This window comes from Tenacibaculum sp. M1.3A (assembly GCF_057732375.1).
The window spans coordinates 409,565-421,676 of the sequence record NZ_JBYJEF010000002.1 but is presented as its reverse complement, the minus strand read 5'-3'; the positions used below and the strand labels follow the sequence as shown (position 1 = coordinate 421,676).

Sequence of the window (12,112 nt, the reverse complement as noted above, 5' to 3'; positions counted from 1 at the left end):
AAGTAATTTCTAATTGTTTTTATAAACCGAAACTCTCTTTTACTTTCGCTACATAATCTAGCTTTTCCCAAGTAAATGTTTCAATTTCTCGCTCAACAATTTCTCCCATAGGGTTAGAAAATGTTACCGTTTTCTTTTCTGGTGTTCTCCCCATATGCCCATATGCGGCAGTTTCAGAATAAATAGGTGATCTTAGCTTTAAACGTTGCTCGATGAAGTATGGACGCATATCAAAAATAGTTTCTACTATTTTACTAATCTCTCCGTCTGTTTTATCAATCGTTGCAGTACCATATGTTTCTACATTAATACTTGTTGGCTTTGCAACACCAATAGCATAAGAAACTTGCACTAAAACTTCTTTACATAATCCTGCGGCAACTAAATTCTTTGCAATATGACGTGTTGCATAAGCTCCAGAACGATCTACTTTAGAAGGATCTTTTCCTGAAAATGCTCCACCTCCGTGTGCTCCTTTTCCACCATAAGTATCTACAATAATTTTACGTCCTGTTAAACCAGTATCTCCATGAGGACCACCAATTACAAAAACTCCTGTTGGGTTAATGTGGTACGTAATACTATCTGTAAATAATTTCTGAATATTAGCAGGCAATTTAGCTACAACTCTAGGTATTAAAATCGAAACAATATCTGTTTTGATTTTAGCTAACATTACATCATCATTCTCATCAAAATCATCATGTTGTGTAGAAATAACAATCGCATCAATTCTTTGCGGTACGTTATCATCAGAATACTCAATAGTTACCTGAGATTTAGCATCTGGTCGTAAATAAGTAATATTGCTATTCTCTCTACGCAACTCAGCTAACTCAATTAACAAACGATGAGATAGTTCTAATGCCAACGGCATATAGTTTTCAGTTTCATCGGTTGCGTAACCAAACATCATTCCTTGATCTCCTGCTCCTTGATCTTCTGGATTTGCTCTTACAACACCTTGGTTAATATCTGGTGATTGCTCATGAATTGCAGAAAAAACTCCACAAGAACTGCCATCAAACATATATTCGCTTTTGGTATACCCTATTTTATTAATTACATCTCTTGCAATTTGCTGAACATCTAAATATGTTTTAGACTTCACTTCTCCTGCCAACACTACCTGACCTGTAGTAACTAATGTTTCACAAGCAACTTTCGATGTAGGATCAAAAGCTAAAAAATTATCGATTAAAGCATCAGAAATCTGATCCGCTATTTTATCCGGATGTCCCTCAGAAACACTTTCTGAAGTAAATAAATATGACATAAAAATTCTTTTTAAAAATTAAATAAAAGAAAAACTTGGATTGCTTGGTCGCTTAAAGGAGTAGATAATTACTGCTTTAGCTTTTTATTTATGAACTCACGCTCAAAGAGGTTGCAATCAGTCAAATTTTTCCTCAAAATTATATTGCAAAGTTATGCATTATTTAACACACAGAAAAACAAACGGCTAAGGAAATAGAAACTATTGATGCTACGATAATAAAAAGTAATTTTCGTAAAATTGTTTTGGTCATTTTTTTGATTACTTTTGTAATGTAGAAAACAAGACATTAACTTAATTAAAACATAACAAAATGGCATTAGAAATTACAGATGCAAACTTCGAAGAAGTAGTATTAAAATCAGACAAACCAGTATTAGTTGATTTTTGGGCAGCTTGGTGTGGACCTTGTAGAATGGTTGGGCCTATTGTAGATGAAATTCATACTGAATACGACGGTAAAGCAGTTGTTGGTAAGGTTGATGTTGACAACAATCAAGAATTTGCAGCTAAATACGGTGTAAGAAACATACCTACTGTATTAATCTTTAAAAACGGAGAAGTTGTAGACAAGCAAGTTGGTGCAGCTCCTAAAAAAGCATATACTGATAAAATTGATGCTGCTATATAAATAGTACATTCATAATATATTATTAAAAAAGGTTTGGCTAACGCTAAACCTTTTTTTATTTTAGAGGTATATGATTGATTTAAACAATACTTCATCAGAAATAAAAAACTTAGAGCTACTTGCCAAACAAGTTGTTGAAGGTTTTATTACAGGAATGCATAAAAGTCCGTTTCACGGATTCTCTGTAGAGTTTTCAGAACACAAACTATATAATAAAGGAGAAAGCACCCGCCATATAGATTGGAAGTTATTTGCAAAGACCGAAAAACTATATATTAAGAAGTACGAAGAGGAAACCAATTTACGTTGTCATTTAATTATAGACAATTCTGCTTCGATGCACTACCCTATTCTTAAAACCCAATCTATACACAATTTAAATAAAATTGGTTTTTCTGCGGTTGCTGCTGCATCGTTAATGGAAATTTTAAAAAAACAACGAGATGCGGTAGGTTTAAGTATTTATTCTGACACTTACGAATACTATGCTCCAGAAAAAGGAAGCGAGCGTCACCGTAAGATGTTATTAAACCAATTAGAAAGTTTACTTACCTCTAATTCTAAAGCATCAACAGAAACCTATAAGTATTTGCATGAAATTGCAGAAAACATTCATAGACGTTCTTTAATATTTCTTTTTACGGATATGTTTCAAACATCAAAAGATGATAATGAACTTTTCGATGCCCTAAAACACTTAAAATTTAACAAACACGAAGTGATATTGTTTCATACTTATGATAAAAAAACAGAATTCTCGTTCGATTTCGACAATAAACCTAAAAAATTTATTGATGTAGAAACTGGAGATGAAATAAATTTACATGCCGAAAATATTCAAGAAGATTACACAAACCTAAGCTCTAAATTTTTCAATAATCTAAAAAACAAATGCTTACAATACAAAATAGATTACATACCTGTTGATATAAATGAAGGGTACAATAAAGTACTAACCGCTTATCTTATCAGTAGACAAAAAAAATATAATTAATTTCTTTTTTATTTAATAAAAGGTCTTATATTTGCAACCGCTTAGAGCAATTAGCAACGGTCTGGTAGTTCAGCTGGTTAGAATACCTGCCTGTCACGCAGGGGGTCGCGGGTTCGAGTCCCGTCCAGACCGCAAAAAGCTTCTCATTTATTTGAGGAGCTTTTTTAGTTTTAAAAAATTTATTTTTCTTAGCAAAAATACTTTTTAACTTAAATATTTGTTTTTCTCATTTTAATCTTTAGATTTGTTTCGTACAAGAAATACAAAAATGACGTTACAAAATACTTGGCAAGGTTTCTATTTTTACTTTTATTTTTTAAATAAGAGCTGAGACTTTATACCATATTTTTAACCAACAATATAAACTATAAAGCCTCGATGTATCGAGGCTTTTTTTTTGACCAAAAATGAAACAAACAATCGCTATTCAAGGAGCAGAAGGATCTAATCATCATAAAGTTGCTCGCAATTTTTACGGTACAACAATTCAATTAAAAGAATGTATGTCTTTTGATATTTTGGTACATAGTTTATTAGACAAAACAGCTACTATTGGTATTATGGCGCTAGAAAACACAATTGCTGGCTCTATAATTCCAAACTACGCTTTAATTGATAAAAATAATTTACACATCGTAGGAGAAGAATATTTAAATATTCACCATCATTTAATGGCGCTTCCAAATCAAAAAATTACAGATATTAAAGAAGTTTGTTCGCATCCAATGGCACTATTACAATGCAAAGAATTCTTTAAAAAACATCCACATATAAAATTAGTAGAAGATGTAGATACTGCTGAAGTTGCTAAAAGAATTTCAATAAATAAATTAAAAGGAATTGCCGCAATTGCTCCAAAAATTGCAGCCGATATTTTTGATTTACATATTATCGAAGATGAAATTCAGACTATAAAAGACAACGCTACACGATTTGTAATTATACAAACAACAGCTCCTAATAACGGAATAGATCAAATAAACAAAGCCTCTTTAAAATTTCAGTTAGATCATAAAAGAGGAAGTTTAGCTGCCATTTTAAATGTGTTGAGCGACTGCAAAATGAATTTAACAAAAATACAATCGCTACCGGTAATAGAATCACCATGGAAATATTCATTCTTTGTTGATGTTACTTTTAATGATTACAAAGATTACCAAAAAGCAATCGCTATTATAAAAATTATGGCATTAGAAACAAAAGTATTAGGAACCTACAAAAACGGAAGGAAATGATTCAACCAGCAAAAAGATTAGAAACCGTTCAGGAATACTATTTCTCTAAAAAATTAAGAGAAGTAAGAGCGTTAGCCGCTGCCGGAAAACCTATAATTAATATCGGAATTGGAAGTCCGGATTTGCAACCACCGACTAAAGTTATAACTGCAATTCAACAAAGCTTTAACGATGCCGCTGCTCATAAATACCAAAGTTACCAAGGCTTACCTGAGTTAAGAAATGCAATTAGTAAATTCTACCAACTGCAGTTTAAAGTTACTTTAAGTCCCGAAAACGAAATACTTCCTTTAATGGGAAGTAAAGAGGGTGTAATGCATATTTCTATGGCTTTTTTAAATGAAGGCGATAAAGTTTTAATTCCGAATCCGGGATACCCAACCTATACTTCTGTCACAAAATTAATAGGTGCCGAACCTATTTTTTATAATTTAAGTGATCAGAATGATTGGCAGCCAAATTTTGAGGAATTAGAAAGGTTAGATTTAGCTGATGTAAAAATTATGTGGGTAAACTACCCGCATATGCCAACAGGTGTAAACGCAACTATAGCAACTTTTAAAAAACTAATTGCATTCGGAAAAAAACATCAAATTTTAATTGTAAACGACAATCCGTATAGTTTTATTTTAAATGATAAACCTCTTAGTATTTTACAAATTGATGGTGCTAAAGAAACTGCTTTAGAATTAAATTCTTTAAGCAAAACCTTTAACATGGCTGGTTGGCGAGTTGGTATGGTTTTAGGAAACGCTAATTTTATCAATCAGATACTAAAAGTAAAAAGCAATATGGATTCTGGTATGTTTTACGGAATTCAAAAAGGAGCAATTGAAGCCTTACAATTATCTGATGATTGGTTTTCAGAACAAAATAAAATTTATGAAGAACGTAGAGGTTTAGTATTTCAACTAGCAGATAAATTAAACTGTACTTATAACAAAAACTCAACAGGATTATTTGTTTGGGCAAAAATTCCCGAAGGAAAAACATCCGAAGAAATTGCTGATGAAATTTTATATCAAAAAGATATTTTTATCGCTCCCGGAACCATTTTTGGTTCTCAAGGAGAAGGCTTCATACGATTTTCATTATGTGTATCAAAAGAAATAATTAAAGAAGCTATCAATAGAATTTAGCTATCAATGATACGCTACCTGACAATTCAATTGTCCTTTCGAGCGGAATCGAAAATAAAAAACAAAAAAATGAATGTATTTGTAATCGGTGTTGGTTTAATTGGCGGAAGCATGGTTTTAGATATTCAAAGAGAATATTCTGAAGCTGTTATTTACGGAATTGATGCGAACGAAAATCATTTAAACAAAGCTGAAGAGGTTGGTGTAATTCATCATAAAGCAACATTTAGCGATTTAAAAAAGGCGGCTATTGTAATTATTTCTGTTCCTGTTGATGTTCAGTTAGAAATACTTCCTAAAGTATTAGATACAATTTCTGATACTTGCTTGGTTTTAGATGTCGGCTCTACAAAATCTCAAGTATGTGAAGTTGTTAAAAACCATCCGAAGAGAAGAAACTTTTTAGCAACCCATCCTATTGCCGGAACAGAGTTTTCAGGACCAACAGCTGCTCATGAAAATTTGTTTCAACAAAAAACAAATATCATTTGCGAAGTAGAAAAAACAGCTTTTAAACTGCAAGAAATTGCTTTAGAAATATTCTCTAAACTAGGAATGCGAATTCGATATATGGATGCAAAATCACACGACAAGCACATTGCTTATGTATCTCACCTATCACACATAAGTGCTTTTATGCTTGGAAAAACCGTGATAGAGAAAGAAAAAAATGAACGCGATATTTTTGATATGGCAGGTTCGGGTTTTGCCTCTACCGTTCGTTTAGCTAAAAGTTCGCCTGCCATGTGGACACCCATTTTTAAACAAAATAAAGAGAATGTAATTGAAACATTAGATGAATATATTAACAATTTACAGCAATTTAAAAAATTGATGTTACAAGACGATTTTACTGAAATTTATAATGAAATGGAAAGTACAAATCACATAAAAAAAATATTAAACGGTATAAAATAAAAGACCAAAATAGTTGTAATTTTGAGCTTTCTTTTGAGTCTAATATACTTTGATTCAAAAAACAAAGTTTGCTTAAAAAAGCAGCACAAATAATTAATTAGAATGGAGAATACAAAAGAGTTAAGAACCTGGTTAAACGACATGAAACTTGCGCACCCATTGGTAATCGCAGGACCTTGTAGTGCAGAAACTGAAGAACAAGTTTTAAAAATTGCTCACGAATTAAAAGATTCTGATGTAAATTATTTTCGTGCTGGAATTTGGAAACCAAGAACTAGACCTGGAAACTTTGAAGGTGTAGGTGCATTAGGCTTAAAATGGTTGCAAAAAGTAAAGGCAGAAACAGGTATGAAAACCTGTACAGAAGTTGCAAACGCCGCACACGTAAAGTTAGCTTTAGAGCACGATATCGATTTATTATGGATCGGAGCACGATCTACAGTTTCTCCTTTTATAATGCAAGAAATTGCTGATGCTTTACAAGGAACCGATAAAATTGTTTTGGTTAAAAACCCTGTAAATCCCGATTTAGCTTTATGGTTAGGTGGAATTGAAAGATTATATACTGCCGGAATTAAAAATTTAGGTGCAATTCACAGAGGATTTTCTACTTACGAGAAATCAAAATATAGAAATATTCCTGAATGGCAATTGGCTATTGAATTTCAAAACAGATTTCCTGATTTGCCTTTAATTTGCGATCCTTCCCATATTACGGGTAACAGAGATATGATTTTTGATGTTTCGCAAACTGCCTTAGATTTAAATTTTGATGGCTTAATGATTGAAACACATTTCGATCCTGAAAATGCTTGGTCTGACGCTGCCCAGCAAGTAACGCCTGCTAAATTAAAGGATATTATGGAAGATTTAAAAATCCGTAAAGAAACCGAAACCGACTCTTCTTACAGAGAATCTTTAAGTAATTTAAGGGCTCAAATAAATGTTATTGATGATCAGCTTATAGAAATGATGAGTAAAAGAATGAAGGTTGCTGATAAAATCGGACTTTTAAAGAAAGAGAAAAATGTGGCCGTTTTACAATCTAGACGTTGGAATGAAATTTTAGGAAAAATGATTTTAGAAGGTGAAACAAGAGGTTTAAGTGAAGAGTTTGTTTTAAAAATGTTTAAGGCAATTCACCAAGAATCTATCAATCATCAAGAAAAAATTATTAAAGGATAGTTTTAGAGCGTTACCACAAGGGTCAGGCTTTCGTTACTCGCTTTTTTTGCTTTTTAAGCAAACAAAAAAGAGCTCAAACAAGTCACTAAATCCTTAACGCGTAACACTTTTTAACAACGTAAATTTTTAACATAAAAAAGATCCTTTAGGCATAAAAAACCTAAAGGATTTTTTTTATATTATAATTACATCGTTTTCATAAATATTCGTTTGGATTCATAATTTAATATTAATGCGTCATTCTTAATTTATTTCAGAATCACATCCTCATAATAAACAATAAATTCTAATGAGAACCTGAAACAAGATTAGAAATCCGTAAAGTGAGTATTTATAAATTACACACAATCATTTTTTTGTTATAAAATTGAAAATCAATAGAAGTGTCACCATTATTTTTTAAAAATTTCTCATCTTTGCAATATGACAGGAACGGTATATAAATCTACAGGAAGTTGGTATTTGGTTAAGTGTGAACAGGTTTTATACAAATGCCGTATTAAAGGTAAATTTCGTTTAAAAGACATTAAAAGCACGAATCCTATTGCTGTTGGCGACAAGGTAGATTTTGATCTTGAAACTAAAAACAATGAAGAAACTGGTGTAATTACCAATATTCACGAACGCGATAACTTTATTGTTCGTAAATCTGTTAACTTATCCAAGCAAACACATATTATTGCATCTAACATCGATCAGGTTTTTTTATTAATTACCATTAACAACCCACCTACTTTTACCACTTTTATCGATCGTTTTTTAGTTTCAACAAGAGCTTATCGAATCGATACTATTTTAGTTTTTAACAAAATAGATTCTTACGAAATAGAAGAACGTGGAGAGATTTTATACTTAAAAGATATTTACGAAACTATCGGTTATAAATGTATAGAAGTATCTGCAAAAGAAAATACAAACGTTGATCTGATTAAAAAAATAATGCTCGAAAAAACATCTATGTTTGTAGGGCATTCAGGAGTAGGAAAAACAACTTTAGTAAATGCAATTGATGCTTCTTTAAATTTAAAAACCAAAGAAATTTCTGACCAGCATAATCAAGGGAAACACACTACTACATTTGCTGAAATGTTCGATTTAAATCTCGAAAACTCGCAAGATGCAAGAATTATTGACACTCCGGGTATTAAAGGTTTTGGTGTTGTTGATATTGATAAAGAAGAGTTAGGCGATTATTTCCCAGAATTTTTTGCATTAAAACAAGATTGTAAATTCAATAATTGCATTCATGTTAACGAACCAAAATGTGCTGTAAAAGATGCTTTAGAAGAAGATACTGTTTCATGGTCTCGCTATAAAAGTTATTTGCAAATTTTAGAAGGAGAAGAAGAACATTATCGTACTGATATTTGGGAAAAAGATCAAGAATAAATGAAAGCAGTTATTCAAAGAGTATCTAAAGCAAGTGTAACTATTGAAGGTAAAAAAGTTGCTGATATTAAAAGCGGATTACTTATTCTTTTAGGTATTACGAATGACGATGCGAAAGAAGATATTGATTGGTTGTCTAAAAAAATAAACAATCTTCGGGTTTTTAATGATGCCGATGGCGTTATGAATAAATCGTTAATTGATAGCTTAGGAGACGCTATTATTGTAAGTCAGTTTACTTTACAAGCTTCTACTAAAAAAGGCAATCGCCCAAGTTACATGCAAGCTGCAAAACCAGAAATTGCAATACCTTTATATAAAGAATTCATTCATCAGTTTGAACAAGATTTAGGTAAAAAAGTACAAACAGGTGAGTTTGGTGCCGATATGAAAGTTGAATTATTAAACGACGGTCCTGTTACTATTATTATCGATACTAAAGACAAAGTATAAAAACGTTGATTATGAAATTTATCAACGTACATACGCATCATAAACCTGGCGACAATTCAACCATATCAATTTTAAATTGCGAGCCCAACTCAACAGATTTTAGCATTCCTTTTTCTATTGGAATTCATCCATGGAATATTAATGAGGAAGAGATTGATTCCGAAATTCATTTTATCAAACAACAATTACAACTTAAAAACTGTTTTGCTATTGGCGAATGTGGTTTAGATAAGTTATGTAAAACGGATTATGAACTTCAATTAACAGTTTTTAAAAAACAGGTTCATTTATCAGAAAAATATCAAAAACCATTAATTATACATTGTGTAAAATCATTTGAAGAGCTATTTCATTTAAAAAAGACACTAAAACCTCAACAAAAATGGATTATCCATGGTTTTAACAAAAATAGTCAAGTGGCTTTATCACTTATAAAAAATGGCTGTTTTTTATCCTTCGGAAAAGCATTAACTACTGCTACTAAATTGCAAAAAACTTTTAAAGATATTTCTTTAGATACTGTTTTTTTAGAAACTGATTCCGATGAAATTGATATTAGTGCTATTTATCAAAAAGCAGCTTCAATAAAAGCGCTAAAAATTGAAGAATTAACAAGAAAAATACATCAAAATTTTAATACGTTATTTATAAAATGAGTTGGTTAGAGAGAACGGAATTATTAGTTAAGAAAGAAGGAATTGAAAAGCTTCACAAAGCAAATATTTTAATTGTTGGTTTAGGTGGTGTTGGTTCATTTGCTGCAGAATTCATAGCAAGAGCTGGTGTTGGAAAAATGACAATTGTAGATGGTGATGCTTTTGATGAAACGAATATAAACAGACAATTACCTGCTTTAAAAAGCACCATTGGCAAATCGAAAACAGCTGTAATAGCTAACAGGATTAAAGATATAAATCCTGAAATAGAACTAAAGGTGTTAGAAGAATTTTTATCCCCTGAAAGGGCTTTTGAAATAGTAAGCAAGGAATACGATTACGTTTTAGATTGTATCGATAGCATTACGCCTAAAATTAATTTAATTGTTGCGGCTAGAAGAAAAAAAGTAAAGCTAATTAGCGCAATGGGTGCTGGCGGAAAGCTAGATGCAAGCAAAGTTGTTGTTAAAGATATTAGTAAAACTAAAAATTGCAAAATGGCACGCGCACTTAAAAAGAGATTAAAAAAATTAAATGTAAACAAAGGTGTGATGGCTGTTTATTCTGAAGAAGTTCAGATTCCAGAAAGTTTACAACTTACAAACGGTACAAATTTTAAAAAATCGTTTTACGGAACTATTAGTTATATGCCTGCTGCTTTTGGCCTACAAGCAAGTTCTTTTGTTATAAATAAAATCTTAACAAAAAAATAACTTCCACGGAAACTATTTTTTAATTACATTTGTAGTCAATAAAATCAATAATTAAAAATCAATCATAATGAAAAAATCAATTTTAGCCATTGCTCTTATCGCAATTACTGCTATTTCTTGTAAATCAGAAAAAAACAAAGTAACTGCTAACGAAGAAGTTAAAGATGTAAAAAAAGTAGAAAATGTAATTAATTCTTACAAAGCAAACATTGCTGAATCTACTGTTACTTGGAAAGGAAATAAACCAACAGGTTCTCATAACGGAGTTGTTAGTATCGAAAAAGGTTTATTTGATATTAAAGATGGTGTACTTAATTCAGGTGAATTTGTTATTAACATGAATTCTATTTCTTGTTTAGATTTAGAAGCTGGTAACGGTAAAGAAGATTTAGAAAAGCATTTAAAAAATGAAGACTTTTTTGATGTAGCTAAATTTCCTACTGCTAAATTTGTAGTTGCTAGTTCAGAAACTAAAGATGGTAAATTACATGTAACTGGTAATTTAACACTTAGAGGAACTACAAAAAGCATTACAATACCTGCTACAGTATCTGAAAACGAAGGTACTGCTACTTTTAAAAGTGATGTTTTTAGTATTGACAGAACTGATTTTGGTGTTACTTATAAGTCTAAGAAAATTGATGCTGCCTTAAAAGATAAATTCATTAACGACTTAATGGAACTTTCTTTTGATATTAAAGCTCAAAAATAATTTTAGAATTCCACATAAAAAAAGGGTTGACAATGTCAACCCTTTTTTTATGCTTTAATATATTCTTCAACCTCGAAGAGTGCTTTAAAATGTTTTAATATTTTTTCTTTTACTTCTTCTTCTGATATTTTTTTACCGAGTTCAACTTCCATAGAAGTAACCGCTTTACCTCTAATTCCACACGGAATAATATTATCGAAATACCCTAAGTTTACATTTACATTTAAAGCAAAACCATGCATGGTAACCCACCTACTTGCACGAATTCCCATAGCGCAAATTTTTCTAGCAAATGGTGTTCCAACTCCAAGCCAAACTCCGGTTTCACCTTCACTACGCTCTCCTTTTAAGCCATATTCTGCTATTGTTAATATAATCGCTTCTTCTAGTAAACGCAAGTATTTATGAATATCTGTAAAGAAATTCTCTAAGTCGATAATAGGATATCCCACTATTTGTCCAGGACCGTGATATGTTATATCTCCTCCCCTATTAATTTTATAAAAAGTAGCATTTTTTTCTTTTAATCCTTCTTCATTTAACAATAAGTTACTCATGTCTCCAGATTTACCTAGTGTATAAACATGGGGATGTTCAACAAATAAAAAATGATTTGGTGTTATAACTCCATCTATATTATTTCTTTTTTCTCTTTTTAAGGAAACAATTTCATCTAACAGCTGAGCTTGGTAATTCCAGGCTTCCTTATAATCTTTTTGTCCTAAATCACTGACTCTTATTTTTTTATTCATAAATTTGTATCTAAACAAGTCCCCAAAGGTAGGGAAAATTAGCTTTAAGCTGTTATATT

13 protein-coding genes and 1 tRNA gene are annotated in these 12,112 nt (G+C 31.2%); 12 read left to right on the top strand and 2 right to left on the bottom strand.

What is annotated here, in order from left to right:
• Positions 1-19: 19 nt before the first annotated feature.
• Entirely contained in the window at positions 20-1,276 is a 1,257-nt protein-coding gene (gene metK, locus AC28QF_RS04600) for a methionine adenosyltransferase (RefSeq protein ID WP_488200546.1), read from the bottom strand.
• A gap of 313 nt (positions 1,277-1,589) precedes the next feature.
• Between metK and trxA the strand changes: the two genes are divergently transcribed.
• The 12 genes from trxA to AC28QF_RS04540 all read left to right on the top strand — a co-directional run bounded on the left by trxA (position 1,590) and on the right by AC28QF_RS04540 (position 11,301).
• A complete protein-coding gene (gene trxA, locus AC28QF_RS04595; RefSeq protein WP_218771404.1) occupies positions 1,590-1,907 on the top strand; it encodes a thioredoxin in 318 nt (105 codons plus the stop codon).
• Positions 1,908-1,977: 70 nt separating this feature from the next.
• Positions 1,978-2,901: a DUF58 domain-containing protein gene (locus tag AC28QF_RS04590; protein WP_488200547.1), complete on the top strand. Its 924-nt coding sequence runs from the start codon at positions 1,978-1,980 to the stop codon at positions 2,899-2,901.
• A 58-nt stretch (positions 2,902-2,959) separates the two neighbouring features.
• Positions 2,960-3,033: transfer RNA gene (locus AC28QF_RS04585), tRNA-Asp, on the top strand.
• Positions 3,034-3,308: 275 nt separating this feature from the next.
• On the top strand, positions 3,309-4,136 hold the full coding sequence (locus AC28QF_RS04580) for a prephenate dehydratase (protein WP_488200548.1): 828 nt from the start codon (positions 3,309-3,311) through the stop codon (positions 4,134-4,136).
• A complete protein-coding gene (locus AC28QF_RS04575) occupies positions 4,133-5,275 on the top strand; it encodes a pyridoxal phosphate-dependent aminotransferase (protein ID WP_488200549.1) in 1,143 nt (380 codons plus the stop codon). Before AC28QF_RS04580 ends, AC28QF_RS04575 begins: the two co-directional genes overlap by 4 nt.
• Before the next feature lie 69 nt (positions 5,276-5,344).
• Positions 5,345-6,193: a prephenate dehydrogenase gene (locus AC28QF_RS04570; RefSeq protein ID WP_488200550.1), complete on the top strand. Its 849-nt coding sequence runs from the start codon at positions 5,345-5,347 to the stop codon at positions 6,191-6,193.
• A gap of 102 nt (positions 6,194-6,295) precedes the next feature.
• Entirely contained in the window at positions 6,296-7,378 is a 1,083-nt protein-coding gene (locus AC28QF_RS04565; protein WP_488200551.1) for a chorismate mutase, read from the top strand.
• A 423-nt stretch (positions 7,379-7,801) separates the two neighbouring features.
• The gene (gene rsgA / locus AC28QF_RS04560) at positions 7,802-8,767 is read left to right on the top strand and encodes a ribosome small subunit-dependent GTPase A (RefSeq protein ID WP_488200552.1); all 966 of its coding nucleotides are present in this window, start codon (positions 7,802-7,804) and stop codon (positions 8,765-8,767) included.
• A complete protein-coding gene (dtd, locus tag AC28QF_RS04555; protein WP_488200553.1) occupies positions 8,768-9,220 on the top strand; it encodes a D-aminoacyl-tRNA deacylase in 453 nt (150 codons plus the stop codon).
• Positions 9,221-9,231: 11 nt separating this feature from the next.
• Positions 9,232-9,876, top strand: a complete 645-nt coding sequence (locus AC28QF_RS04550) for a TatD family hydrolase (protein ID WP_488200554.1) — start codon at positions 9,232-9,234, stop codon at positions 9,874-9,876.
• On the top strand, positions 9,873-10,589 hold the full coding sequence (locus AC28QF_RS04545) for a tRNA threonylcarbamoyladenosine dehydratase (RefSeq protein ID WP_488200555.1): 717 nt from the start codon (positions 9,873-9,875) through the stop codon (positions 10,587-10,589). Before AC28QF_RS04550 ends, AC28QF_RS04545 begins: the two co-directional genes overlap by 4 nt.
• Positions 10,590-10,656: 67 nt before the next feature.
• A complete protein-coding gene (locus AC28QF_RS04540; protein ID WP_488200556.1) occupies positions 10,657-11,301 on the top strand; it encodes a YceI family protein in 645 nt (214 codons plus the stop codon).
• A 47-nt stretch (positions 11,302-11,348) separates the two neighbouring features.
• On the opposite strand, the gene lipB is transcribed toward AC28QF_RS04540, so the two are convergent.
• The gene (lipB, locus tag AC28QF_RS04535; protein ID WP_488200557.1) at positions 11,349-12,053 is read right to left on the bottom strand and encodes a lipoyl(octanoyl) transferase LipB; all 705 of its coding nucleotides are present in this window, start codon (positions 12,051-12,053) and stop codon (positions 11,349-11,351) included.
• Positions 12,054-12,112 lie beyond the last annotated feature (59 nt).